This window comes from Mesobacillus sp. QJM3NY_10 (genome assembly GCF_056173465.1).
The window spans coordinates 1973418-1997200 of sequence record NZ_CM149675.1; the positions used below are offsets into that span (position 1 = coordinate 1973418).

Here is a 23783-nt window from a genome sequence, read left to right on the forward strand (position 1 = left end):
AATGGCAGGAAGTGTAGAGGGAAAGGTAGTTATCATAACTGGAGGAGCAAATGGGATTGGCAGAGGAATAGCGAAGGCTTTTGTTGAGAAACAGGCCATTGTTTGCATTGCCGATAAAGATGAAGAAAAGGGTAGGGAAGTTGTCCGCTTTCTGGAAGAGACAGGCGGAAAAGCCGCCTTTTACAAAACAGACGTCAGGAAAGAAGAGGACATATTAAATCTAGTAGAGAAAGTGCTGAAGGATTTCGGCAAAATTGATATTTTAATCAATAATACAGGGGTTTCGAGATTCAAGCCTTTATTTGAGCTGACGACTGCCGAATGGGAGGATGTAGTGTTTACGAATCTACGGAGTGTTTTCATTGGTTCGCGTGAAGCTGCCCGCAGGATGGAGGCAGGAGGTCGGATCATCAATATTGCTTCTACAAGAGCAACAATGTCTGAGCCGAACTCAGAAGCTTATGCTTCATCCAAAGGCGGGATTGTTGCATTGACCCATGCACTGGCAGCTTCTCTTCAAGAGAAGGGGATCACAGTCAATTCTATAAGTCCTGGCTGGATTCAAACAGAGGACTATGATGAGCTCAGGGAGAAGGATCATCTTCAGCATTGGTCTAACCGTGTCGGGAAACCCGAGGATATAGCTAAAGCCTGCCTCTATTTAGCTGACCCAGATAACGATTTTATAAATGGACAGGACCTGGTCATCGATGGTGGAATGACACGTAAAATGATCTATGAAGAATAATTAAATGAGAGGGAGCTGCAAAAATGATTGCGGCTCCCTTTCAACTTTCAATTTTTTTTTATAGAATAGGAGGAGGAGAAAGTACGCAATTGGGAGAGAAGTAATGCATGAAATACACGAAAAAGAAGCCCAAAAAGAAAAAGCAAGTCCAGAGAAACTTCAATCTGGCAATCTTATTATTTATTGCCTTTATTGGTTTTGTCCTGCTTGATAGATTCCTGGATTTATATAATCAGAGTTTCACTAAAATGAATGTTGGTGTGAATAGTTCAATTGGAGAAGTTGCCAAGTATACTCCGATGATAGAGGAAGAATTAAAAAAGGTTGGGCTGGACGGACATACCGTCACAGTCGCAGCTTTGATGATGCAGGAAAGCCGGGGGAAGGGCGGGGATCCTATGCAAGCCTCTGAATCTGCTGGCCTTGCACCAAATACGATTCAGGATCCTAAACAAAGCGTCCAACAAGGTGTAAAGTATTTCAATCGAGTTGTAGAGTATGGAAATACGAAGCAAGTGGACTTCCCCACAGTCATCCAGTCATACAATATGGGAATCGGCTATATTGATTTTGTAGCAAAAAACGGTGGTAAGCACAGCGAGGAACTGGCTAAGAAATTTTCGATGATCCAGGTTGAAAAAAATCCCCAAACATATAATTGCGGCGGTGATAAGAACAATTTCCGTTATCCTTATTGCTATGGTGATTTCACCTATAGCACAAAGGTTGCAAAACATATGGAATCAATTACGGTGAGCATTCCAGCTGAATTAAACGAGGCAAGTACGAAGCGTTCTTTTTAAATTGATTGATATGATAAACAGTCAAAACATCCGAATATTCGGGTGTTTTTTTTGTTATGGAAAATTTTTCGGATAAAGGAGGAAAAAAGAATGAACACGGTAAATATATTAGTAACAAATACCTATACTAATACTCAGGAGGTGTGTATAAATGTTTGAATATGGAAAGGACATTCCACTGGACGGCGCGGCAGTAAATCAGGCGGCTCAACAAGGAAACTTTGAAGAACAGGAAATCTCGGAAAATGCTGTTTTCAATTTCGACCATCGCAAGGACATTCCATTGGATGGAGTAAAATAATTCAGTAAAAAAAAGCCTGAAAACAGGCTTTTTTTGCTGGTTTAAAATTGTTTAGCAAGCTCGTTCGCGCGTTGAATCGCTTGTTGCTTGATTTCCTGAGCTTTATCAGGCGTAGCTGCCATACCTTCTACCGCCAGTGTTTCAACATCAGTCACACCCATGAAGGCAAGAACTGCACGAAGATAACGGTCTCCAAATTCCAGATCTTTAGCAGGACCCTCTGAATAAACACCGCCTCGTGCCTGGATATGAAGGGCTTTTTTACCACCTAGCAAACCAACCGGTCCTTCTGCAGTATACTTAAATGTCTTACCGGCGATTGCAATATTGTCAATGTAAGCTTTCATTTTTGGAGGGAAACTGAAATTCCATAAAGGAGTCGCAAAGATATACTTATCTCCTGCGATAAATTGGTCTGTCAGTTGATTAATCGAGCTGACTTTTTGTTTTTCATCGTCACTAAGCTGTTCGAAAGCAGATCCTTGCTGTAATTTGCCCCAGCCACTGAAAACGTCTGTATCAATGAAGGGAACGTCCATTTTATAAAGGTCCAATCTGATGACCTCATCCTCAGGATTGTTTTCACGGTAGGCTTTAATGAACTCCTCCCCAACCGATAAACTGAACGATTCTTCCACCGGTTTTGGATTCGCTGTAATGTAAAGTACTATAGCCATGCATAGTCATCCTTTCTCTTTCTGATTAACATTGATATATTCCCCTGATTACAAGACAGTATTCCTTTTCTGGGATAAAATTTGTGAAACTTTTAATTTCGTGACAGCTGAATCTTATGAATTTATAATGAAAAAGTAAGAAAGTTTTGAATTCGACATAATTAGTGGTTTTTTTCGGCATCTTTAGACAAACGCAGACTGAACGTTTTCCTATAATAAAGACAAAAGCTTGTCTGCAGAGGAGGGGATCAAATGAGATCCTACCAGCTATATCTAATAGAAGATGAATTTGCCTCCCATTATTTCGGAAGAGAACGGATGTTTTACCAATTGTTTTTGGAATATAGTCAAGCAAACAACGATTTGAAATCTATCATTGCAAAGCAAGTCAAGTTCGTTACAAAATCCATTCCTGTGCTTCGCATCCATCAGCTCCTGCATCAACAGCTTTCCAAGGCAAAAGGATTTCATGTTGAGGACGGCACATATATTTATGAAAATAACACAAATAACAGTTCAGCCATACTTAGAGTGCATGAGAGATGGCTGGAGTTAGATTCCCATGGACAAGTCGACGCGGAAACTGTCTTTTTTGAAATCCTCCGCAAATGTGAATCATCCTTTCTTGCTATCGATCTTGAATCAAACAAATACGGCTGGCTTAAGCCGATTAAAGAACGTAAATATGTATAATGAAGGTTGATGCACTAATTGCCGATTGTTTTTAGTGCATCCATTGTGAAGTTAATGCAAAAAGTTTTCAAAATGAGTTTATTTAATAGAGAAAAAAACCTACAGATATTGTATAATAGCAGTTGGTTTAGTACACTGTATGTTAGACAACATGAAGGAGGAAGTTTTTATGTGGGATCTAATTCTAGTTGGTATACTGGCATTGGTTGTCGGTGTAGCTCTAGGATTTTTCATTGCTCGTAAATATATGGAGAGCTACTTGAAGAAAAATCCGCCAATCAACGAACAAATGCTTAAAATGATGATGATGCAGATGGGTATGAAACCATCCCAGAAGAAAATCAATCAAATGATGTCAGCAATGAACAAGCAGACAGGAAAATAATAAAGGACAAGCACTCATTCATTAGCGATGGGTGCTTTTCTTATTTGTAGAGTCTCTTAAAGACATTTTGAGGTGTGGATTGGATTGAAATGTCTAAGAAGAAGGATTTAATGGACATTTTGAGGTGTGGATTGGATTGAAATGTCTAAGAAGAAGGATTTAATGGACATTTTGAGGTGTGGATTGGATTGAAATGTCTAAGAAAAGAGATTTAATAGACATTTTGAAGGCGTGGGAGAGACCGAAATGTCCAAGAAGAGGGGTTTAATAGACATTTTGAAGCATGAGAGGAGTCGAAATGTCTAAGAAAAGGGATTTAATAGACATTTTGAAGTGAGGAAGGGATCGAAATGTCCAAGGAACTTAATAGACACTTTGAAGGATGGGGATAATCAAAATGTCTAAGAAAGAACTTTATGTAATGTATTAATCTCATCTGTTACTAATAAAATGTCTGCAAAAAAACAACGCCAGAAGATGGCGTTATTTTTGTTTGCCTGATTTGTCCTCAGCCTTAGTTTTAGCGCCTTGCTGAAAAATAGAATCGAAAAATTCGTCCGCAGTTTCCATTACGCCTCCATGAAGCTGGCCGTCAGCACCTACTTTGTTTTTATCACCTTTAACTGGATTATGGATTCTTACCATAGTATGCTCACCTCCTATAATTAGGCTTTGTCATCAAAGATCAAAATAACCGGCCAACAGCAAATGTTAAACAATGGCAGGACATCTGTTGGCAAATACAGAATATGAATCCTAAGGAATTTAAAAAGGGGATTATATATGTATCAATATTTCAACGGACTTGTCATACGGGAAGGCACGGAAGGAATACCGGCGGAAAAGGTTGAGAAGCTTTTTAAAGACGCGGGCTGGGTAAGGAACACTCCAGATTGGCAAAAGGAAAAGTTTTCACTGATATTCATAAATTCCACCTGGGCATTTACAGTGTGGGACCAAAATGAAATGGTTGGGATGGTCAGGGTCATCTCGGATCAGATTATGGCAGCGAACATTATGGACCTGGCAATTTTATCGGAATATCGTGGAAAAGGCATTGGCCAGAAGCTCGTGCAGCTTTGCGTGCAAAAACTTCCCCATGGAGACTGGTTTGCCCATACTTCTGCCAACAATTTTAGCTTTTATGAAAAATGCGGTTTTGAGGTAAAGGACCTTTCGCAAAATGGTACTTGTGCGTATTATGGGTACATCCAGGCACGTAAAGATGGACATCGATAGGAGGGCTGTAATTGAATCAACGTGAATTTGAAGCGGTCATCAGGCAGCCAGCTGCTATAAGGTATGAATACTTCATCAAAAAAACAGCAGATTATGAAGAGGTATGGGGACTATATAACGAAGGCTGGGCAACTGCTCAAGATGACTTGGGCAATACACTGCTCCCATTCTTCCCTAATGAGAAGTTCGCAGAAACCTTTGCGAAGAAAGAATGGGAAGATTTTAGTCCAAAAAGAATTGAATTGGACCACTTCCTTGAAAAGTGGCTTCCGGGAATGAAATCTGACGGAGTAAAACCTTCCATTTTTCCAACGGACACAGATTCTGCCGTAATCGATGTGGACACGGTGAGGGAAGATTTGGAATCTGCGCTGGAGAAGTATTGAATTTACATTTGAATTAAAATGATATCCATAATATACCCGATATAGTATAATTGTAACATCATGATTTTAAGAAAGAGAGAGCTGAAAAAATGTCACGTCAAACTGAAGATGCAGCGGCAATGGAGAGTCAACCCGAGTGGCTGCAAGCTTATGTAGAATCACCTGAAAAACAAAAAGCTTTATATAAAAAGACATTATTAATAGTTGTTTTATCTCAGATTTTCGGCGGTGCAGGTCTTGCTGCAGGTATTACTGTGGGTGCGCTGTTGGCTAAAGATATGCTTGGCACAGAGAGTGTCGCCGGTCTTCCGATAGCTCTTTTCACCCTGGGATCTGCTGGAGCGGCTCTCGTTGTAGGACGTCTTTCGCAACGCTATGGCAGGCGCGCGGGCCTCGCTTCAGGATTTTTAACAGGCGGAATTGGCGCCATTGGGGTAATCATTGCAGCGGTAACGAATAATATCTTTTTGCTTTTTGCGGCGCTTTTAATATACGGTGCCGGAAGTGCGACAAATTTACAGGCGCGGTATGCAGGGACGGATTTAGCCAGTTCGAAACAACGTGCGACTGCAGTCAGTATCGCGATGGTGTCCACGACGTTTGGTGCTGTAGCTGGTCCTAATCTTGTCGAGGTAATGGGGGAGTTTGCAATATCTGTAGGGGTTCCGGCTTTGTCCGGACCATTCATTCTCGCAGCCGCAGCTTATATCGTTGCTGGATTAGTGCTATTGTTTTTCCTCCGACCCGATCCGTTTGTGGTCGCCAGGGCGATTGCATTGGCAGAACGGAATGCTAAAGCCAGCTCTCCTGATTATGTAGAGGAAGAACTAGTAACGGATAAGAGGGGTATCGGAGTTGCCGCCCTTATTATGGTCCTTACACAAATGGTGATGGTAGCGATCATGACGATGACTCCGGTGCATATGGGTAGCCATGGACATGGTTTAAGCGCAGTTGGGATGGTAATTGGATTCCACATAGGCGCAATGTATCTGCCATCGTTATTGACTGGTGTACTTGTTGATAAAGTTGGGCGTGCGACGATGGCGGTCGCTTCAGGCGTTACACTGCTGATTTCCGGGGTTGTGGCTGCGGTTGCTCCGGGTGAATCTATGATGTGGATCACCCTGGCACTCATTCTGCTCGGTCTCGGTTGGAATTTTGGCCTGATCAGCGGAACCGCACTGCTTGTCGATGCGACAAATCCAACAAACCGCGCAAAAATGCAAGGAACTGTGGATGTGATGGTCGCTTTGTCGGGAGCCACGGGCGGGATGCTTTCCGGGATGGTCGTTGCGAATTCAAGCTTTGCCTTCCTGTCGCTGGCAGGAGGCGTACTATCCTTAGTTTTAATACCATTTGTGGTTTGGTCGAATAAGAAGTAACTGTTTTTCTGATGAGTCTGGATGGTCCAGGCTCTTTTTTATATGGTCTTTTTAAGAGGTTTTTACAGTTTCTTTATCGAATTTATTTTCATGAAAATTTGTAGAAAGAGTTGGTCCAGATGAGTAAATTAGTGTTGCTGAGTGATTTAAGAAATATGAATCCTTCTTTAAAAAACAGAATCAAGGAATTAACAGGTGCAACGCCTTTTAAGTTAGCTTATATCCCATCGCGAACAGATACACATAGATGGTATTTTGAAAAGGCAAAGCCAGAGTTAACGAGTTGGGGTGTTACAGACTTCTTATATTTTGACGTAGACCAGGAGTTCGAGGAATCACAGCTTAAGGAGTTCAAAAGCTGTGACGGCATTTTCCTGTCAGGGGGAAATACCTATTTATTTTTGAAAAACCTGCAGGAACAGAACATTGTTAAATATATTAAAGAAATGGTGAACGAGGGAATACCTTTAATTGGTGTTAGTGCGGGAAGCATCATGATGTCTAAGTCGATCAAGATTGCCGAATTCCATGATGAAAATGAAGTTCAGTTAAAAGAATTAAATAGCTTAGGATTGGTCGATTTTGAATTTATGCCACATTGGAACAAAGAAAATCATCAGCTGGATGAGCTATTAAAATATTCCCTTCTCCAGGAAGAAAGTATTTATACATGCCATGACGGCGATGGAATAGTCATAGATGGAGATGAGGTAGAGTTTTATGGAGGTATAAAGGAGATACGAAAAGGTGTTTTGTTATAAATTCCAATAAGGGTATGTATGATATACATTGCTCTATCGGACAAACGGAAGGCGGAACCCGAGAAAATTGTCCGATAGAAGAGCTCTAACGGACAAACGGAAGGCGGAGACCGGAAAAATTGTCCGATAGAAGGGCTCTAACGGACAAACGGAAGGCGGAGACCGGAAAAATTGTCCGATAGAAGGGCTCTATCGGACAAACGGAAGGCGGAGACCAGAAAAATTATCCGATAGAAGGGCTCTATCGGACAAACGGAAGGCGGAGTCAGAAAAAGTGTCCCATAGAAGAGCTCTATCGGACAAACGGAAGGCGGAGATCAGAAAAATTGTCCGATAGAAGAGCTCTATCGGACAAACAGAAGTTGGAAACCGAGAAAATTGTCCGATAGAGGTCTAAACTATAACAGCTCTTTTATTTTCGAAACTACATCCTTCGGGCTGAATGGCTTCAAAATGTATTCGCTGGCCCCTAATTCTTCTCCTCGTTTGAGGTCATGTGCTTCCCCTTTAGCAGAAAGCATGATCACGGGTGTGTCTTTAGTTTTCCTGATTTCCTCCAATACTGAAAAACCATCTCTTCCAGGCATTAAAATGTCCAGGATGATAATGTCAAAGGAATCCTGTAGCGCTTTCTCCAAAGCTTCATCGCCATTGTCCGTGACTTCCACAATAAATGCTTCTCTTTCTAGGTACATCTTTAATAAATGGCTAATTCTTTGCTCATCCTCAGCAACTAGCACTCTCTTCCCCATGTTTTCCCCCTGAAATGTCTTTGTTTAATAGTAAGTATACACTATTGTTGAGTTGTTTTCTTTAATGCCGAGGGAATTTAACCCGATAAAATAAATTGATTTAGAAAATTGAGTGTGCTAATATGTGACCTATAATATTTTAATTCATACTATACATATAGGAATTATAATAATTAAAAAGCGGGTGAATAATTTGGGCAGAGAATTTATCCCCTTGTTTGACGAATGGGCAGAGTTTTACGACGAGACGGTTTCTGGTCAAGACGCTGAATATAAGGATGTTTTTGAAAATTATGAGGAAATTTTAGATTTAGTAGCTCAAAAGTCAAAGGGTAGGGTACTTGAATTTGGTGTTGGGACAGGAAATCTTACCGAAAAACTAATCGGCTTGGGCAGAGAGGTATATGGAGTAGAGCCTTCAAAAGTAATGAGGGAAAAAACGAAGGCTCGGTTCATGAATCTAGAATTATACGATGGAGATTTTATTCAATTTCCAAATCTTCCTGGAAAAATAGATTCAATTGTCAGTACCTATGCTTTTCATCATTTAACTGATGATGAAAAGGATACCGCCATAAAGCTATACAGCAAAATGTTAGAAACAGGTGGAAAGATTGTATTTGCGGATACTGCTTTTTTAAATGAAAGAGACCGTAATGAAAGGCATAGGATAGTAAAGGAACAAGGATACGAGAATCTCCTTAAGGATTTGCAGAGGGAGCACTATACGACTCTTGAGGTACTAAAGCAGATCTTCGAGATACATGGCTTCCAGGTTAATTTTGAAAAGTTAAACTCCTATGTTTGGCTAATGGAAGCCGTGAAAGAAAATTAAAGATAGTATGGGGGAGAGGCATGATGAGAGTTGGAATTATCGGTGCAATGGATGAAGAAATAGATTTGCTTCGCAGCAAACTCAAAAACAGGGAAGATACGTATCTTGCTGGTAGTGAATTTTATCAAGGAGAGATTGATAGCTTGCAAGTAGTCCTGCTGAAGTCAGGAATCGGCAAAGTAAATGCGGCAATGGGGACAGCGATCCTTATTGATAAATTCCAACCCGATGTCATCATCAATACAGGTTCTGCTGGCGGTTTTCACAAAAACCTAAATGTCGGTGATGTCATCATTTCGACAGAAGTAAGACATCACGATGTAGATGTAACTATCTTTGGATACGAATATGGCCAGGTACCAAGGATGCCTGCTTACTTCGCCCCAGATGAAAAGCTTGTCACGGTAGCGTTAAAGAGTGCTGAAAAGATTGATGGCATCCAGATTGTTAAAGGATTAATCGCTTCAGGTGATTCCTTCATGAATGACCCGGAGAGGGTAGAGTTCATCAGATCCAAGCTGCCTGATTTGTATGCAGCAGAAATGGAAGCAGCAGCAATCGCTCAGGTAGCCCATCAATTCGAAATTCCATTTGTTATTATCAGGTCGCTTTCCGATATTGCAGGGAAAGATTCAAATATCTCGTTTGATCAATTTCTTGAAACGGCCGCAAAAAATTCCGCAGAACTGATTTTACTAATGTTAGAGGAGTTGAAGAAGTAATGGTAAAGAAAATGAATGTTGAAAGCTTTAATTTAGATCACACGAAGGTGGCGGCACCATATATCCGTTTGGCGGGAACAACACAGGGCGCCAATGGGGATGTTATTCATAAGTATGATATTCGATTCTGCCAGCCGAACAAGGAGCATATGGAAATGCCTGGCCTTCACTCGCTTGAGCATCTTATGGCTGAAAATATTCGTAATCATCATGCCAGTGTCGTAGATATTAGTCCGATGGGCTGCCAGACGGGATTTTATTTATCGGTAATCAACCATGATGATTACGACAATATTCTTGAAGTGTTAGAACAAACTCTGAATGATGTGCTTGAGGCAGATGAAGTTCCTGCCTGCAATGAAATTCAGTGTGGATGGGCTGCAAGCCACAGCCTGGAGGGTGCAAAAGAAATTGCAGCGAAAATGCTGGCAAAGAAAGATGAGTGGCGCCAGGTTTTCGCTGAATAAGGAGAGTTAAATGCAATGACGGTTTACCGCAGTATCCATGAAATAATTGGCCATACACCCATGGTTGAACTTACCCAATTCCATATGCCTTGCGATGTCCGTTTATATGCAAAGCTGGAATACTTAAACCCAGGGGGCAGCATTAAAGACCGACTGGGATTAGAGTTGATTGACGAGGCTTTCCGCTCAGGCAAACTGGTTAAAGGCGGTACACTAATTGAGCCAACTGCAGGTAACACGGGGATCGGGCTGGCGATGGCAGCGATCAACAAAGGTATTGATGTTGTTTTTGTAGTGCCGGAAAAATTCAGCATTGAAAAACAGACGGTGATGAGGGCTCTCGGCGCTAACATCGTCCATACACCTACTTCGGAAGGGATGGCTGGAGCAATCCGAAAAACTGAACAATTGCTGAAAGAAATTCCTAATTCCTACTCACCATCCCAATTTTCCAATCCGTCAAATCCAGAAACTTATTATAAAACATTGGGACCCGAGATTTGGCACGACTTAGATGGTGAGATTGATATTTTCGTAGCTGGTGCCGGTACCGGAGGAACATTCATGGGTACAGCGAAGTTTTTAAAAGAAAAAAATCCAATGATAAAGACCGTCATTGTTGAACCGGAAGGATCGATCCTAAACGGAGGCCAGTCCGGGTCCCATAAAACAGAAGGAATCGGCATGGAATTCCTTCCGCCATATATGGATTCTGCTTTATTTGATGAGATCTATACTATTTTCGATAAAGATGCATTTAACACCGTGAAGGAACTCGCGGCTAGAGAGGGAATACTCGCTGCAAGCTCATCTGGCGCAGCTCTTCACGCAGCTTTACAAGAAGCACGTAAAGCCCCTCCTGGCACAAACATCGTTACGATCTTCCCAGACGGAAGTGAGCGATATCTTAGCAAAAAAATCTACGAGGGGGGAATTTAAATGAAACGCAAAACAAAATTGATCCACGGTGGTATTCCTGGCGATAAAACTACAGGAGCCGTGTCGTTTCCAATTTACCAGGTAAGTACTTACAAGCAAGATGATGTTGGAGTCCATAGGGGATATGAATATTCACGGACAGGGAACCCGACGAGGTTTGCCCTGGAAGAGTTAATCAAAGACTTGGAAGAAGGGAAAAGAGGATTTGCCTTTGGTTCGGGAATGGCGGCAATTACTGCAGTGATGATGTTATTTAACGCAGGTGACCATATCATCCTGACTGACGATGTATATGGCGGGACATACAGGGTTATGAACAAGGTCCTTAACCGGGTCGGAATTGAATCGACATTTGTGGATACTACAGACCTTGAAGCGGTAAAGGCAGCGATTCAGCCGAATACTAAGGCTCTATATATCGAGACACCAACAAATCCACTCTTAAAGGTAACGGACATCAAGGCATGTGCAGAGCTGGCAAAAGAAAATGACTTGCTGACAATCGTGGACAATACTTTCAGCACACCATACTGGCAGATTCCATTGACTCTCGGTGCTGATATGGTTCTTCACTCTGCAACTAAGTATCTTGGCGGACATAGCGATGTAGTAGCTGGATTGGTTGTCGTAAACGATGAACACCTGGCTGATGATCTTCATTTTGTCCAAAACTCTACCGGAGGGATTCTGGGGCCACAGGATTCCTGGCTGCTTGTGAGGGGAATTAAAACTTTGGGCCTTCGGATGGAAGCGCATGAGGCGAACACCAAAAAGATCGTCGAGTTTCTACAGGGTCACAAGAGTGTGGAGAAAATTTATTATCCAGGTCTCGAATCTCACCCACAGCATTCAATCGCCAAAGAACAGGCAGGAGGATTTGGAGGCATGGTCAGCTTTGATGTAGGAAGCGGTGAAAAAGCAGCAAAGGTATTGAGCAAAGTAAAATATTTCACCCTTGCTGAAAGTCTGGGAGCAGTAGAAAGCTTAATCTCTGTTCCAGCAAAAATGACCCATGCATCAATTCCGGCTGAGCGCAGAGCAGAATTAGGAATTACAGACGGGTTAATCAGAATCTCGGTCGGAATTGAAGATGTAGAGGATTTGATTGAGGATTTAGAACAGGCACTTCAATAGAGAGAAAGATTAGTAATGACACAGGTTATAGGGGGCTGGCGCTGAAATAGGTTGTTCGGGGAAAAAGAGGTCACCAATAGAGCCGATTGGCACACGAAAAACAAGATTTTGGAAAAAGAGGTCACCAATAAAGCCGATTGGCGCCCGAAAATCCGGGATTTTGTAAAAACAGGTCACCAATAGAATAATAGAATGAAAATAGGCACCGGATTCAACCGGTGCCTTAATTTTATGCCCCCAAGTATGTTATCAAAACATTAAGAAGCCTTCTGCTCAGCAAAAGTTGCTTGCTGGGCTGCTTTATTAGAGTTAAAAACATTGAATACTAGATTCAATACGATAGCGGTTAAGCTTCCTGCGACGATGCCGTTATCTGTAAGGATTCTGATGCTGGAAGGCATTTGCGCGAATAGTTCAGGCACGGCTGTCACCCCGAGTCCCATTCCTACAGAGCAGGCGATGATCAAAAGGTTCTCCTGTGATGAGAACTCTATCGCGCTAAGCATTTTAATCCCATAAGCGACAACCATTCCAAACATGGCAACCATTGCTCCTCCTAAGACAGGGGTAGGGATAATCGTAGTCAGGGCGCCAATTTTCGGTACGAGCCCGAGCAACACAAGGAATGCACCTGCTGTGTATATGACATTCTTCGTCTTCACTCCGGACAGCTGAAGGAGTCCTACGTTTTGTGAATAAGTTGTATAAGGAAAAGCATTAAAGAATGCTCCGAGGATAATCGCAAGTCCTTCCGCACGATATCCATTTTCTAAATCTTTTTCTTCAAGCTTTTCTTCACAAATATCTCCAAGAGCAAAGTATACTCCTGTAGATTCCACAAGACTGACCATCGCTACGAGAATCATCGTGAGGATGGCTGATACTTCAAATGTTGGCAGGCCAAAATAAAACGGTGCTGGCATATGCAGCCATGAAGCTTCCGAAACAGCACTGAAATTCACCATTCCCATAAAATATGCAACGATTGTTCCCCCAGCCAATCCCAACAGAATAGCAATGGCACGAACAAATCCTTTAAAGAAACGGAACAACACAATAATGAACAGCAGGGTACCGAATGCAAGTCCGATATTTGTAAGAGAACCAAAGTCAGGGCTGCCCTGTCCACCGGCCATATTATTCATCGCAACCGGAATTAAAGTGATTCCGATGATGGTTACAACAGATCCGGTCACAACCGGAGGGAAAAACCTGACAAGCTTGCCAAAGTACTTTGAAATTGCGACGACAAATATACCTGAGACAAGGATGGAGCCGTAAATTGCTGAAATGCCATATTGTCCGCCAATCGCAATCATCGGACCTACGGCAGTGAAAGTACAGCCCAGTACCACCGGAAGGCCGATTCCGAAGAATTTATTGCGCCATACTTGTAAAAGGGTAGCGATCCCGCACATAAAAATATCAATCGAAACTAAATAAGTTAACTGTTCTCCTGTTAAACCAAGGGCTCCGCCAACAATTAGCGGAACAATTACCGCTCCTGCATACATTGCCAGTACATGCTGGATTCCTAAAGATGCTATTTTTATTGGATTCTGTTTCATCGTGTCAATTCCACCTTTGTCTCAGTTGTTTGTTGTTCAAATCTGACTAAGCCATCCTCAAGCGAGCTTATGATCGCCAAGGATTCGACTCGATAGCCTTTTTCCCTCAGAAGGGATCCACCATTTTGGAATCCTTTTTCGACCACAATCCCGATACCCGCAATGGAGGCTTTTGCCTTGGTGGCTATTTCTGCAAGCCCAAGAGCTGCTTGTCCGTTGGCGAGGAAATCGTCAATGATCAATACCTTATCGTTTTCTGATATGTACTGATTTGAAACAGAAATTTCGCTTGTTTCTTCCTTGGTAAAAGAGAAGACAGAGGCTGTAATCAAATTATTTACGAGAGTAAGAGATTTTCTTTTCCTGGCAAAAACAACAGGTACATTTAGCTGCAGTCCAGCCATAACAGCGGGAGCGATACCGGATGATTCAATCGTCAGTATTTTGGTGATCCCACTATCGGCAAACCGCAGAGCAAACTCTTTCCCAATTTCAAGCATCAGCTGCGGATCAATCTGGTGATTCAGGAATGAATCTACCTTTAATACTGATGATGACTGGACGATTCCTTCGTTTTTAATTTTCTCAATAAGCAGTTCCATCGTATTCCTCCTCTGTAATGAGGGCTCTAAAATACAAAAAAGCCCAAACCTTGCATTCACATCATAAAATGAGTGAAGCAATGGCCTTGGGCTAATGAACAAGCTGCGGGCAAATAGAGGTTGAGTTCGACCCCTGCATTGCTCACTCATAGTCGGATCATTTACGGTAATCCGGTAGAAACTTGCAGGCCATATCCCCGCGATTATATGAGTGAATCTATTGATTTAATGATATTATATCACTATTTTAAATACATTCAACAAATAATGTCGAAAAAACCGAACGAATCATTAGTAATAAACCATAATATTCGTTTATTTAGAGTGAGGTTGAAGTGTCTGCCTGTAGATCTAAAAGAAAAAATCTTCCCCATTTTACAAATATTTGATAAACTATTTAAGCATTTGAGGGGTTTGGGGGATATACATATGAGCGTATTCAAGGATTTATTATGGTATTTCAAATCGGAGAAAAAGGCCTATCTTACAGGGGTTTTCCTGCTGTTATTTGTGGCGTTTCTCCAGCTTGTCCCGCCGCGCGTCATTGGAATAATCGTAGATGAAATTACCAATGGTACGCTTACGGCTGGAAAACTTGGAAAATGGATGTTTGTATTAGCCGCTACTGGGTTTGCGATGTACTCACTTCGTTATTATTGGCGGATCATGATTTTTGGTTCTGCGGTAAAGCTGTCGCGATTATTAAGGAATCGGCTGTATAGCCATTTTACCAGTATGTCGCAGTCTTTTTACCAGAAAAGAAGGACAGGGGACTTGATGGCCCATGCTACAAATGACCTTTCGGCGATCCAGCAGACAGCAGGTGCCGGTGTACTGACATTTGTTGACTCTGTCTCAACCGGCGGCTTTGTCATCATCGCGATGGCAGCGACAATCAGCTGGAAACTGACTTTAATCGCATTGATTCCAATGCCATTCATGGCTTTGCTGACAAGCTGGTACGGGACGATGCTTCATAAAAGATTTCATAAGGCCCAGGAAGCTTTTTCTGATTTGAATGATAAGACACAGGAAAGTATCACGGGAATTAAAGTCATTAAAACATTTGGCCAGGAAAAAGAAGATATTGAGGATTTTCGCAAACAGTCTGAGGATGTTGTGAAAAAGAACATTTCCGTCGCGAAGGTTGACGCTTTATTTGACCCGACGATTTCTATCATTGTTGGCATCTCATTCTTTTTGTCGATTGCTTTCGGGGCAAGGTATGTGTTGAACGGCGAACTGACAATTGGACAGCTGGTATCTTTCACTTCATATCTGGGCTTGCTGGTTTGGCCGATGCTTGCATTCGGCTGGTTTTTCAATATCGTTGAACGTGGAAGGGCTTCTTATGATCGTGTTTCAGCATTGCTTGATGAAAAAATCGACATCCAGGACAAACCGGATGCCCTGGATATTGTCCCGAATGGCGATCTAAAATATGATATTGAGTCATTCACCTATCCTGGCGACCAGGAACCTTTATTAAAGGATATCCATTTTGGTTTAGGGAAAGGGCAGACGCTGGGAATCGTCGGAAAAACAGGAGCCGGTAAAACGACACTCTTGAAGCTGCTGATCCGGGAATTCGACCTTTCGGAAGGAAGCATTAATATTGGCGGCAGGAACATCCAGGATTACAAGATGGATCGATTGAGACAGGCAATTGGATACGTTCCACAGGATCATTTCCTTTTCTCCGCAACTGTCCAGGAGAACATTGCTTTCGCGGACCCTAGTGTTGATAAGGAGGTCATCTATAATTCAGCTAGAGTGGCGAACATCCATGATGACATTCTTGAATTTACCAATGGCTATCAAACTGTTGTCGGGGAGCGCGGAGTTTCGCTCTCAGGCGGCCAAAAGCAGAGGATTTCGATTGCCCGTGCATTGGTGATGAATCCGGAAATCCTGATCCTTGATGATTCGTTGTCGGCGGTCGACGCGAAGACCGAGGAACAAATTTTATCAGCATTGAAAGAAAATCGAAAAGATAAGACAACAATTATCACTGCACACCGCTTAAGCGCCATCCACCACGCGGATCTGATTGTTGTCCTTGAAGATGGACAAATTGTTGAGCGCGGTACCCACGACCAGTTGATGGAGAACGAAGGCTGGTACAAGGATATGTACTTAAGGCAGCAGCTTGAAGAACTTGTCGAGCAGGGAGGGTGATCAATGGAAAAAACGCCTGTACTAAACGCTAAAGAGCAGCGATCCGTGCTGTTCCGGCTTCTTGCTTATGCAAAGCCGCATTTAAAAATGATTTTTGTCGCATTCGGATTCCTGCTGCTCGCCACTGTTGGGGATGTGCTCGGACCGATATTGGTGAAAATTTTTATCGATGATTACTTGAGGGAAGGCTACATGCCATTCAAGCCATTGTTAATGCTCGGTGCTGCTTATATCGGCATCCAGATCCTTAATGTGCTCGTTTCTTATTTTCAGCTTCTGAAGTTCCAGGAAATTGCGCTGAAAATCATCCAGCAAATGAGGATTGATGTCTTTACAAAGGTGCAGCAGCTTGGATTGAAATATTTCGATAAAACACCTGCCGGCTCACTTGTATCCAGAGTGACCAATGACACTGAAGCAATCAAAGATATGTTCGTCAGTGTCATTGCGACGTTCATCCAAAGCGGCTTCTTGCTGTTCGGAATTTTTGTCGCAATGTTTATCCTGAATGTGAAACTGGCTTTGTTCACAATGCTGATTTTACCGTTCATCGTGTTCATCATGAGTTTGTACCGGAAACTGAGCTCAAAGTTTTACCAGGATATGCGTGAACGGCTGAGCCAGCTAAATGCAAAGCTCAGTGAATCACTCCAGGGTATGTCGATTATCCAGATGTTCCGCCAGGAAGAAAGATTGAAAAGGGAGTTCGGTGAAATTAACGATAAGCATTTTGATGCGGGCATGAAAAACATCAAGGCAGATGGGCTGTTGTTACGCCCAGCTGTTGACCTGGTCTATATTTTAGCGTTAATGATCGTTCTTAGCTTTTTTGGGATTACTTCTTTTGACAGTCCAATTGAGATTGGGGTATTGTATGCATTCATCAATTACCTGGATCGCTTTTTCGAGCCAGTGAACAATATGATGATGAGACTTTCCATGTACCAGCAGGCGATTGTCGCTGCATCACGTGTTTTCAAACTGCTTGATGAAACTGAGCTTGCTCCGGGTCAGACTGGAAAAGAAGCTGACAAAGTCAATGATGGAAAAATAGAATTCAAGGATGTCAGTTTTTCCTATGATGGAAAAAGGGATGTCTTGAAAAATATCAGTTTCACCGTGAATCCTGGGGAAACTCTTGCATTTGTAGGCCACACTGGAAGCGGGAAAAGTTCAATCATCAACCTGTTGATGCGTTTCTATGAGTTTGAACGCGGCGATATTTTAATTGATAATCATTCGATAAAAAATTATCCGGTAAAAGAGCTGCGCAATAAAATGGGGCTTGTGCTTCAGGATCCGTTCTTGTTCTACGGAACCATCGGTGATAATATCAGGTTGCACAATAGCGATTTGTCTGAAGAAGATATTAAGAGGGCGGCTGAATTTGTCCAGGCGGATTCTTTCATTGATAAACTTGAAGATGGATATGCACAAAAAGTGACAGAGCGAGGCTCAACTTTTTCGAGCGGACAGAGGCAGTTGATCGCATTCGCTAGGACGATTGCGGCTAATCCGAAAATTCTTGTCCTGGATGAAGCGACTGCAAATATTGATACGGAAACTGAAGAGGCCATCCAGAGTGCACTATCCAAAATGCGTAAAGGCAGGACAACGATTGCCATCGCCCACAGGCTTTCGACCATCCAGGATGCAGATCAAATCATTGTACTTCATCATGGAGAAATAGTTGAACGAGGTACACATCAGGAACTGCTCGCCCAACAGGGGCTTTACCACAAGATGTATCTCCTGCAGAATGGTTCAGTAGAACGATTGGAAGATGTGGTTGGATAAATAAATAAATTATGTAAAATGGCGATTACTAAAAGGTAATCGTCTTTATTTTGATTTAAATCGGAATATGAAAATACTGTCCTGACTGGCAGGTTAGATCACAACGGTTTTATTTATTCTTATCAAGGCAGAAATGAAACTTTTTTGCCTGAATATCGTACTATTATCCATTAAAGTAATTATATTTTGGGGAAGAGGGAAAAAGATGGGATTGAAGAGCATGTTAAAGAAGGAAATTAAAAAACAAGTGAAGAAGCAAGTAACAAAGAAAGCTGGAAAGAGTGCTGGAAAAATAATCGGAAAAGTAATGAAAAAGTTTTAGTTTTGCTAGGAAAAACATATAGCCGTGCATACCATGAAATGAGAGGCTGCGCAGAGTTATCTACACTTCATGTATGAGGGCTATGGATTATTTGGAGATACACAGTGTATCCATTTGTAAGAAACGTATTGCACGAATGCGTCATCCCAAATAATGAATAAACCAGAACCAGCTTAAATAGACAAAAATAAAACAGCTATAACGCTTGTGGCGTTTAGCTGTTTTTAATGTGCTGCTATCTTTTTAATGTATACGCGATTATATTCATTTAACAGTTCATCAAGTTCCTGGCTGTAATGGATGGCGATTGTTGAATTGAGGCCGTTCTTAGATGCTATTTGTATTAGCTCTTCGCGTTTCTTTTCAATGAGGGTAATCAGTTGCTCTTTAGACAATGTGAAAATCCTTTCTTGTTTTATCTCTTGGAAGTTTATTAACAAATTTATGTAAAATGGTTATAAATATAGAAATTATTACAAGTGCTATATTAGTATATAGCATAAACTCCCAAATTTCAAAAGAAACATTTGTAAAATATTTTCCTGTAAAAAATATACACCGTACTTTATTACCCAGCTTTTAAGAAGTTAAACACCTTTTTTATAGAAATTAATAAATTGTTCACAGTTAAACTATAATAATAGTAAATGGTTTTGTTAGAATGGGACTAACGAATATGGACTGGGGATGGAATTATGACAGATATAAATATACTCATTGCTATGGGAGCGGGATTCCTTAGCTTTATTTCTCCATGCTGCTTACCGCTTTATCCGGCATTCTTATCTTATATTACTGGTATGTCTGTAGGAGAACTGAAGAGCGAAAATGCGATGCTGCAAAGGCGCAGTCTGCTGCATACATTGTTTTTCTTGCTGGGCTTTTCGGTGATATTCATTGCGATTGGATTCGGTACCTCTTTTGTAGGCCAATTCTTCATTCAGTACCAGGACCTCATCCGTCAGCTGGGTGCAATCTTTATTGTTGCCTTCGGGTTGATGGTCATTGGCTTCTTTAAGCCTGAGTTCTTGATGAAAGACAGGAAAATAGAATTCAAGAACCGCCCATCGGGTTACTTAGGGTCCTCATTGATTGGAATGGCTTTTGCGGCCGGTTGGACTCCGTGTACTGGCCCGATTTTGGCTTCTGTCATCCTGCTTGCAAGCTCAAACCCTGGCTCTGGAATGCTTTATATGATTGCATATACTCTGGGTTTTGCGATTCCATTCTTCATTCTTTCATTCTTCATTGGAAAGATGCAGTGGATCCGGAAACACAATGTGAAAATTGTAAAAATCGGCGGCTATATCATGATATTAGTCGGAATCATGTTGTTCTTTGACTGGATGACGAAGCTGATTTCGATTCTATCAATGTTTTTTGGCGATTTTACGGGTTTTTAACAAGCACATTGAAGTTTGAAATCAGAAGGATCAATATGAGAGTATATTCACTGGGGATTTTTCAAAGTGAGAAATTTGTCGGTGTCTTTACATTGAAAATAATGGTTAAATATAGTTATATAGTAATTAAGAGGAAATTAAATAGATTAATATATTTGTTGTGATTGTCGGGGAGGATACATCGATGGCCAGAATTTTGATAGTTGACGACGCAAAATTTATGAGAATCACCTTAACCAATATTCTGAAGAATGCAAACCACGAAATAGTAGGGGAAGCTGAAAATGGACGTGAAGCAGTCGAGCTGTATCGCGAGCTGAAACCCGATCTTGTGACAATGGATATAACAATGCCGGAAATGAGCGGACTGGACGCCGTAAAAGAAATCAAAAAGGATTTCAAAGATGCAAAAATCATCATGTGCTCAGCGATGGGCCAGCAGAAGATGGTGGTGGATGCGATCGAGGCTGGAGCAAAGGATTTCATTGTAAAGCCATTCGATGATTCACAGGTAGTAGATTCTGTATCAAGAGTATTAAGATAAAAAACAGCCATTTAAGTCTATCTTAAATGGCTTATTTTCATTATAATAATGTGGACACTATAAATAAGGGATGAAATATAGAATGAATTATGTTCTGGCGTCAACAGTTGGAGCAATTGGCATGGCCATCTTTGTGACATTCATGAGGATGAAGGCTGCCAAAAGACCAGCATCTGCCAAGAAAATTATTTTACCGCCAATCTTCATGAGCACGGGTGCGCTCATGTTCATCTTCCCGGTCTTCCGTGTTCATTTTTTACAGATTATAGAGGCACTTTCAGTAGGGGTCCTATTCTCAATCCTGCTCATTAAAACTTCGAAATTTGAAGTCAGAGGACGGGAAATCTTTCTCAAAAGATCCAAGGCTTTCGTCTTCATTTTAATCGGTCTGTTGATCGTGCGTGTAATCGCAAAACTGGTACTAAGCAGTTCAATCGATTTCGGTGAGTTGAGCGGAATGTTCTGGATTCTTGCTTTTGGAATGATTGTCCCATGGCGAGTCGCTATGTATCTGCAGTTCAAGAAGCTTCAAAATGAATTGCGTAACGGTTAGTAAAAAAAATACGGATAAAACAGGTCCCCTTGCCATTTGGTGAGGGGATTTTTTTGTGGTTTACTACGTTTAAAATGGAAACTTTGGATATAAATGTATTTTAGAGAATGGTATGATGGAAATAATAGAAGCTTCAGTAAAGAATGCGGGTGCAGGGTGAAAATAATAAGTACCTGCAAAAACTAGATTCCACTTGGAGTTTAAAGGGGGAGATATAGTGATGAATATCCAGGCTGTTTTTATTGACCGGGATGGGACTCTTGGAGGAACTGACAAAGTGATTTATCCCGGAGATTTTGAGTTATTCCCCGGTGTCCAGAAATCAATCAAGCTATTAAAAGAAAACAATATTTTAGTCTATTCGTTTACGAACCAGCAAGGGATTGCGAACGGAGAAGCCACAGTTGACCAGTTTGAGAGTGAGTTAAAATCGTTTGGGTTTGATAAGGTATACATTTGTCCTCACCTCCATGATGAAGGCTGTGCCTGCAGAAAACCTTCTCCCGGAATGCTGAAAAGAGCTGCAGTTGAAAACAAGCTGGACTTAAATCGTTGTGTAGTAATCGGAGATAGATGGACGGACATGCTGGCTGCTGATGAAGCGGGCTGCTTGAAGATTTTGGTCAAAACGGGCAGCGGCCAGGATGCTTATGATAAATACATAAACAAGCAGTATTTTGGCAGATGGGGAGAAATCCAACTGGATTTTCATGCCGAGGATTTAAATGAAGCCATAAACTGGCTGAGTGAGGAAGGAATAAAGAAATGACAATTATAATAACCATTGTTTTATTGGTATTCATGTTTGATTTTACAAAGCTCAGGCAGCAAAATGAGGAAATGATTGAACAAAACGAAAAAATGATTTCTTTGCTTGAGGAGCTGGTGAAAAGAAGAAGAGATGAGTAGACCGAACATAAGGTTGTGGGTGACGATTTTCTTCATCATACTAATTATATTTTTAGTCAGTATATTCGGTCTGATCAAGGCGTTCCAAAAGGAACTGAATGCAAGGACTGGAGAGAATTCAACTTTTCTTACGACAGCCAAAGCGGTTTTCACTTTTAATTATGACAGTGAGTTAGAGGTAAAACTTAAAGCTGATAGAATGAAGCATGTGTATGAAAATATATTGATTTACTATCAGGGAGAAAATGAAAAGTTGATTCCATTGACAGTTGAGACGCTGGAATGGGCAGAGCAGATCTCTAGTGAAATTCTTAATGGTTATGAGCAGAGACCTATTGATCTAATTTTTATGGATCAAGAAAGTTTAAACCACCTTTCAAATTCAGAAGATGTAGCCGGATATTATTCTCATTTTGATAAATTGATGGGAATCTACGTTCATCCTGAAGATGTGGAAGATATTTTACAAAGCTTTGAAACACAGCTATATTTCTTTCAAAGAAAGATTTTGCACGAATACGCTCATTATGCTACCTTCAGAAAAATAGAGGAAGCGGAAGGCTCTGGTGATCTTTTTCCGGAATGGTTCATTGAAGGGATTGCAGAATATGTTGGCAATGATCAGACAGAGGTGAATTATGATTCAAATCGATTTGATTTCCTGCCTTTGGAAAGCATCAGCTTGGAAGATGATTGGGAGAAAGCACGCAGGATAGATGGAGCAAATCCTTATATGCAAAGTTATTTCACAGTAAACTACCTGATACAAATGTATGGTAAGAATATTGTCGTTGATTTGATAGAACAGACAAATGAAACTGAGGGATTTTATAAAGCATTTGAACAAATTACGGGGATAACTACTTCCGAATTCGGACAGGATGTACTTGAATATTATCAATAAATGAACTCTATGAAAGGTGGCGTTTGTTATGAAACAGGCAGAAAAGGTCTGGGGAATAAGAAAAATAATGGAGAACATCGTGGTCTAGATAAGAACGTGGCTGGATGTTCTCGAAAATTGGAGGAGCATTCATGTTAAATAAACAAGGTTTTGATTTGTGGGCAGACGGCTATGACAAAACAGTACAGGTTAGTGAAGAAAGTGCAGTATATCCATTTGCAGGCTATAAAGCGATCTTGAATACGATTTTCAATGAAGTCATGGAAAGAGAAAATTCAAGGGTTTTGGATATTGGTTTCGGGACAGGAGTTCTGACTGCCAGGTTGTATGAAAAGGGACATCGTGTAGATGGTATTGATTTTTCACCGAGAATGATTGCTCTGGCGCAGCCTAAAATGCCGAATGCCAACTTAATAGAATGGGATATTGTCAAAGGCTTGCCCGATGAAATTAAAATGAAAAAGTACGATTATATCGTAAGTACTTACGCATTGCATCATTTAACAGACGAAGAAAAAGTCTCTTTTTTGAAAAAATTAATGCCACTGCTATCAGAGGGCGGGAAAATTCTGATAGGTGACATTGCCTTTCAAACGAGGCAGCAGTTGGAAGCTTGTAAAAATGACAGCAAAGAATTCTGGGACGATGATGAATTTTACTTTGTTTTTAATGAGATCCGTTCTGTGTTGGAGGATTACTGCAAACTGGAATTCCTGCCTCTTTCACATTGTGGCGGAGTGATAGAAATTACAAAGAAATGATAGAAGTAGCACTGC

Annotated in this window: 29 protein-coding genes and 1 riboswitch; of the genes, 23 read left to right on the forward strand and 6 right to left on the reverse strand. The window is 41.3% G+C overall.

Annotated features, from left to right (window positions below):
- The first annotated feature begins 1 nt into the window (after position 1).
- The 3 genes from AC0VX7_RS09760 (at position 2) to AC0VX7_RS09770 (ending at position 1852) form a co-directional block, all read left to right on the forward strand.
- Entirely contained in the window at positions 2 to 748 is a 747-nt protein-coding gene (locus tag AC0VX7_RS09760; protein ID WP_475427644.1) for an SDR family NAD(P)-dependent oxidoreductase, read from the forward strand.
- Between the two features lie 107 nt (positions 749 to 855).
- Entirely contained in the window at positions 856 to 1551 is a 696-nt protein-coding gene (locus tag AC0VX7_RS09765; RefSeq protein WP_475427645.1) for a lysozyme family protein, read from the forward strand.
- Positions 1552 to 1702: 151 nt separating this feature from the next.
- Positions 1703 to 1852, forward strand: coding sequence for a hypothetical protein (locus AC0VX7_RS09770; protein ID WP_475427646.1), 150 nt, complete (start codon positions 1703 to 1705; stop codon positions 1850 to 1852).
- Positions 1853 to 1893: 41 nt separating this feature from the next.
- Here the strand turns inward: AC0VX7_RS09770 and AC0VX7_RS09775 are convergent, their stop codons facing one another.
- A complete protein-coding gene (locus tag AC0VX7_RS09775) occupies positions 1894 to 2529 on the reverse strand; it encodes an FMN-dependent NADH-azoreductase (RefSeq protein ID WP_475427647.1) in 636 nt (211 codons plus the stop codon).
- Between the two features lie 252 nt (positions 2530 to 2781).
- On the opposite strand from AC0VX7_RS09775, the gene sirA reads away from it, so the two are divergent.
- Together sirA and AC0VX7_RS09785 are read left to right on the forward strand one after the other, a co-directional pair.
- A complete protein-coding gene (sirA, locus tag AC0VX7_RS09780) occupies positions 2782 to 3222 on the forward strand; it encodes a sporulation inhibitor of replication protein SirA (protein ID WP_475427648.1) in 441 nt (146 codons plus the stop codon).
- Between the two features lie 169 nt (positions 3223 to 3391).
- The gene (locus AC0VX7_RS09785; protein ID WP_041966564.1) at positions 3392 to 3607 is read left to right on the forward strand and encodes a YneF family protein; all 216 of its coding nucleotides are present in this window, start codon (positions 3392 to 3394) and stop codon (positions 3605 to 3607) included.
- A gap of 483 nt (positions 3608 to 4090) precedes the next feature.
- On the opposite strand, the gene AC0VX7_RS09790 is transcribed toward AC0VX7_RS09785, so the two are convergent.
- Positions 4091 to 4252: a hypothetical protein gene (locus AC0VX7_RS09790; RefSeq protein ID WP_215031168.1), complete on the reverse strand. Its 162-nt coding sequence runs from the start codon at positions 4250 to 4252 to the stop codon at positions 4091 to 4093.
- A 138-nt stretch (positions 4253 to 4390) separates the two neighbouring features.
- On the opposite strand from AC0VX7_RS09790, the gene AC0VX7_RS09795 reads away from it, so the two are divergent.
- The 4 genes from AC0VX7_RS09795 to AC0VX7_RS09810 all read left to right on the forward strand — a co-directional run bounded on the left by AC0VX7_RS09795 (position 4391) and on the right by AC0VX7_RS09810 (position 7378).
- Entirely contained in the window at positions 4391 to 4846 is a 456-nt protein-coding gene (locus AC0VX7_RS09795; RefSeq protein WP_475427649.1) for a GNAT family N-acetyltransferase, read from the forward strand.
- A gap of 11 nt (positions 4847 to 4857) precedes the next feature.
- Positions 4858 to 5232 (forward strand): DUF2750 domain-containing protein, encoded by a 375-nt coding sequence (locus AC0VX7_RS09800; RefSeq protein WP_475427650.1) that lies wholly within the window; start codon positions 4858 to 4860, stop codon positions 5230 to 5232.
- Between the two features lie 119 nt (positions 5233 to 5351).
- A complete protein-coding gene (locus AC0VX7_RS09805) occupies positions 5352 to 6617 on the forward strand; it encodes an MFS transporter (RefSeq protein ID WP_475428121.1) in 1266 nt (421 codons plus the stop codon).
- A 119-nt stretch (positions 6618 to 6736) separates the two neighbouring features.
- Positions 6737 to 7378 carry a Type 1 glutamine amidotransferase-like domain-containing protein gene (locus tag AC0VX7_RS09810; RefSeq protein ID WP_475427651.1) on the forward strand — a complete coding sequence of 214 codons (642 nt, stop codon included), beginning with the start codon at positions 6737 to 6739 and terminating at the stop codon, positions 7376 to 7378.
- Between the two features lie 398 nt (positions 7379 to 7776).
- On the opposite strand, the gene AC0VX7_RS09815 is transcribed toward AC0VX7_RS09810, so the two are convergent.
- Entirely contained in the window at positions 7777 to 8130 is a 354-nt protein-coding gene (locus AC0VX7_RS09815; protein ID WP_475427652.1) for a response regulator transcription factor, read from the reverse strand.
- A 193-nt stretch (positions 8131 to 8323) separates the two neighbouring features.
- Here AC0VX7_RS09815 and AC0VX7_RS09820 point away from each other — a divergent pair, with 193 nt between their 5' ends.
- The 5 genes from AC0VX7_RS09820 to AC0VX7_RS09840 are packed head-to-tail and all read left to right on the forward strand — an operon-like array spanning position 8324 to position 12227.
- Positions 8324 to 8965 carry a class I SAM-dependent DNA methyltransferase gene (locus AC0VX7_RS09820; protein ID WP_475427653.1) on the forward strand — a complete coding sequence of 214 codons (642 nt, stop codon included), beginning with the start codon at positions 8324 to 8326 and terminating at the stop codon, positions 8963 to 8965.
- A 23-nt stretch (positions 8966 to 8988) separates the two neighbouring features.
- Positions 8989 to 9687, forward strand: a complete 699-nt coding sequence (gene mtnN, locus AC0VX7_RS09825; protein ID WP_475428122.1) for a 5'-methylthioadenosine/S-adenosylhomocysteine nucleosidase — start codon at positions 8989 to 8991, stop codon at positions 9685 to 9687.
- Positions 9687 to 10154 carry an S-ribosylhomocysteine lyase gene (locus AC0VX7_RS09830; RefSeq protein ID WP_475427654.1) on the forward strand — a complete coding sequence of 156 codons (468 nt, stop codon included), beginning with the start codon at positions 9687 to 9689 and terminating at the stop codon, positions 10152 to 10154. Before mtnN ends, AC0VX7_RS09830 begins: the two co-directional genes overlap by 1 nt.
- 15 nt (positions 10155 to 10169) lie before the next feature.
- Entirely contained in the window at positions 10170 to 11093 is a 924-nt protein-coding gene (locus tag AC0VX7_RS09835) for a PLP-dependent cysteine synthase family protein (protein ID WP_475427655.1), read from the forward strand.
- The gene (locus AC0VX7_RS09840) at positions 11094 to 12227 is read left to right on the forward strand and encodes a bifunctional cystathionine gamma-lyase/homocysteine desulfhydrase (protein WP_475427656.1); all 1134 of its coding nucleotides are present in this window, start codon (positions 11094 to 11096) and stop codon (positions 12225 to 12227) included.
- A 257-nt stretch (positions 12228 to 12484) separates the two neighbouring features.
- Here the strand turns inward: AC0VX7_RS09840 and AC0VX7_RS09845 are convergent, their stop codons facing one another.
- Both AC0VX7_RS09845 and AC0VX7_RS09850 read right to left on the reverse strand, forming a co-directional pair.
- Entirely contained in the window at positions 12485 to 13795 is a 1311-nt protein-coding gene (locus AC0VX7_RS09845; RefSeq protein WP_475427657.1) for a nucleobase:cation symporter-2 family protein, read from the reverse strand.
- Positions 13792 to 14397, reverse strand: coding sequence for a xanthine phosphoribosyltransferase (locus AC0VX7_RS09850; protein ID WP_475427658.1), 606 nt, complete (start codon positions 14395 to 14397; stop codon positions 13792 to 13794). Before AC0VX7_RS09850 ends, AC0VX7_RS09845 begins: the two co-directional genes overlap by 4 nt.
- 129 nt (positions 14398 to 14526) lie before the next feature.
- Positions 14527 to 14628, reverse strand: a riboswitch (purine riboswitch).
- Between the two features lie 198 nt (positions 14629 to 14826).
- Between AC0VX7_RS09850 and AC0VX7_RS09855 the strand changes: the two genes are divergently transcribed.
- Both AC0VX7_RS09855 and AC0VX7_RS09860 read left to right on the forward strand, forming a co-directional pair.
- The gene (locus AC0VX7_RS09855; protein WP_475427659.1) at positions 14827 to 16575 is read left to right on the forward strand and encodes an ABC transporter ATP-binding protein; all 1749 of its coding nucleotides are present in this window, start codon (positions 14827 to 14829) and stop codon (positions 16573 to 16575) included.
- 3 nt (positions 16576 to 16578) lie between these two features.
- A complete protein-coding gene (locus AC0VX7_RS09860) occupies positions 16579 to 18372 on the forward strand; it encodes an ABC transporter ATP-binding protein (protein WP_475427660.1) in 1794 nt (597 codons plus the stop codon).
- 546 nt (positions 18373 to 18918) lie between these two features.
- Here the strand turns inward: AC0VX7_RS09860 and AC0VX7_RS09865 are convergent.
- Positions 18919 to 19089 (reverse strand): aspartyl-phosphate phosphatase Spo0E family protein, encoded by a 171-nt coding sequence (locus AC0VX7_RS09865; protein ID WP_102262370.1) that lies wholly within the window; start codon positions 19087 to 19089, stop codon positions 18919 to 18921.
- Between the two features lie 300 nt (positions 19090 to 19389).
- On the opposite strand from AC0VX7_RS09865, the gene AC0VX7_RS09870 reads away from it, so the two are divergent.
- From AC0VX7_RS09870 to AC0VX7_RS09900, 7 genes are all read left to right on the forward strand, one after another.
- Positions 19390 to 20097, forward strand: coding sequence for a cytochrome c biogenesis CcdA family protein (locus AC0VX7_RS09870; RefSeq protein ID WP_475427661.1), 708 nt, complete (start codon positions 19390 to 19392; stop codon positions 20095 to 20097).
- A gap of 184 nt (positions 20098 to 20281) precedes the next feature.
- Entirely contained in the window at positions 20282 to 20641 is a 360-nt protein-coding gene (locus tag AC0VX7_RS09875) for a response regulator (protein ID WP_475427662.1), read from the forward strand.
- An 82-nt stretch (positions 20642 to 20723) separates the two neighbouring features.
- On the forward strand, positions 20724 to 21194 hold the full coding sequence (locus AC0VX7_RS09880) for a CcdC family protein (RefSeq protein ID WP_475427663.1): 471 nt from the start codon (positions 20724 to 20726) through the stop codon (positions 21192 to 21194).
- Between the two features lie 220 nt (positions 21195 to 21414).
- Entirely contained in the window at positions 21415 to 21963 is a 549-nt protein-coding gene (locus AC0VX7_RS09885) for an HAD-IIIA family hydrolase (RefSeq protein ID WP_475428123.1), read from the forward strand.
- Positions 21960 to 22103, forward strand: a complete 144-nt coding sequence (locus AC0VX7_RS09890) for a hypothetical protein (protein WP_475427664.1) — start codon at positions 21960 to 21962, stop codon at positions 22101 to 22103. The genes AC0VX7_RS09885 and AC0VX7_RS09890 overlap by 4 nt, the downstream gene beginning before the upstream one ends.
- Positions 22096 to 23007: a gluzincin family metallopeptidase gene (locus AC0VX7_RS09895; RefSeq protein ID WP_475427665.1), complete on the forward strand. Its 912-nt coding sequence runs from the start codon at positions 22096 to 22098 to the stop codon at positions 23005 to 23007. The genes AC0VX7_RS09890 and AC0VX7_RS09895 overlap by 8 nt, the downstream gene beginning before the upstream one ends.
- 131 nt (positions 23008 to 23138) lie before the next feature.
- Positions 23139 to 23768: a class I SAM-dependent methyltransferase gene (locus tag AC0VX7_RS09900; RefSeq protein ID WP_475427666.1), complete on the forward strand. Its 630-nt coding sequence runs from the start codon at positions 23139 to 23141 to the stop codon at positions 23766 to 23768.
- Positions 23769 to 23783: the final 15 nt, after the last annotated feature.

Coding starts and splice junctions, on each gene's coding strand:
- AC0VX7_RS09760 (WP_475427644.1), top strand. CDS start 2: ATGGCAGGAAGTGTAGAGGGAAAGGTAGTTATCATAACTGGAGGAGCA.
- AC0VX7_RS09765 (WP_475427645.1), top strand. CDS start 856: ATGAAATACACGAAAAAGAAGCCCAAAAAGAAAAAGCAAGTCCAGAGA.
- AC0VX7_RS09770 (WP_475427646.1), top strand. CDS start 1,703: ATGTTTGAATATGGAAAGGACATTCCACTGGACGGCGCGGCAGTAAAT.
- AC0VX7_RS09775 (WP_475427647.1), bottom strand. CDS start 2,529: ATGGCTATAGTACTTTACATTACAGCGAATCCAAAACCGGTGGAAGAA.
- sirA (WP_475427648.1), top strand. CDS start 2,782: ATGAGATCCTACCAGCTATATCTAATAGAAGATGAATTTGCCTCCCAT.
- AC0VX7_RS09785 (WP_041966564.1), top strand. CDS start 3,392: ATGTGGGATCTAATTCTAGTTGGTATACTGGCATTGGTTGTCGGTGTA.
- AC0VX7_RS09790 (WP_215031168.1), bottom strand. CDS start 4,252: ATGGTAAGAATCCATAATCCAGTTAAAGGTGATAAAAACAAAGTAGGT.
- AC0VX7_RS09795 (WP_475427649.1), top strand. CDS start 4,391: ATGTATCAATATTTCAACGGACTTGTCATACGGGAAGGCACGGAAGGA.
- AC0VX7_RS09805 (WP_475428121.1), top strand. CDS start 5,352: ATGGAGAGTCAACCCGAGTGGCTGCAAGCTTATGTAGAATCACCTGAA.
- AC0VX7_RS09810 (WP_475427651.1), top strand. CDS start 6,737: ATGAGTAAATTAGTGTTGCTGAGTGATTTAAGAAATATGAATCCTTCT.
- AC0VX7_RS09815 (WP_475427652.1), bottom strand. CDS start 8,130: ATGGGGAAGAGAGTGCTAGTTGCTGAGGATGAGCAAAGAATTAGCCAT.
- mtnN (WP_475428122.1), top strand. CDS start 8,989: ATGAGAGTTGGAATTATCGGTGCAATGGATGAAGAAATAGATTTGCTT.
- AC0VX7_RS09830 (WP_475427654.1), top strand. CDS start 9,687: ATGGTAAAGAAAATGAATGTTGAAAGCTTTAATTTAGATCACACGAAG.
- AC0VX7_RS09835 (WP_475427655.1), top strand. CDS start 10,170: ATGACGGTTTACCGCAGTATCCATGAAATAATTGGCCATACACCCATG.
- AC0VX7_RS09840 (WP_475427656.1), top strand. CDS start 11,094: ATGAAACGCAAAACAAAATTGATCCACGGTGGTATTCCTGGCGATAAA.
- AC0VX7_RS09845 (WP_475427657.1), bottom strand. CDS start 13,795: ATGAAACAGAATCCAATAAAAATAGCATCTTTAGGAATCCAGCATGTA.
- AC0VX7_RS09850 (WP_475427658.1), bottom strand. CDS start 14,397: ATGGAACTGCTTATTGAGAAAATTAAAAACGAAGGAATCGTCCAGTCA.
- AC0VX7_RS09855 (WP_475427659.1), top strand. CDS start 14,827: ATGAGCGTATTCAAGGATTTATTATGGTATTTCAAATCGGAGAAAAAG.
- AC0VX7_RS09860 (WP_475427660.1), top strand. CDS start 16,579: ATGGAAAAAACGCCTGTACTAAACGCTAAAGAGCAGCGATCCGTGCTG.
- AC0VX7_RS09870 (WP_475427661.1), top strand. CDS start 19,390: ATGACAGATATAAATATACTCATTGCTATGGGAGCGGGATTCCTTAGC.
- AC0VX7_RS09875 (WP_475427662.1), top strand. CDS start 20,282: ATGGCCAGAATTTTGATAGTTGACGACGCAAAATTTATGAGAATCACC.
- AC0VX7_RS09880 (WP_475427663.1), top strand. CDS start 20,724: ATGAATTATGTTCTGGCGTCAACAGTTGGAGCAATTGGCATGGCCATC.
- AC0VX7_RS09885 (WP_475428123.1), top strand. CDS start 21,415: ATGAATATCCAGGCTGTTTTTATTGACCGGGATGGGACTCTTGGAGGA.
- AC0VX7_RS09890 (WP_475427664.1), top strand. CDS start 21,960: ATGACAATTATAATAACCATTGTTTTATTGGTATTCATGTTTGATTTT.
- AC0VX7_RS09895 (WP_475427665.1), top strand. CDS start 22,096: ATGAGTAGACCGAACATAAGGTTGTGGGTGACGATTTTCTTCATCATA.
- AC0VX7_RS09900 (WP_475427666.1), top strand. CDS start 23,139: ATGTTAAATAAACAAGGTTTTGATTTGTGGGCAGACGGCTATGACAAA.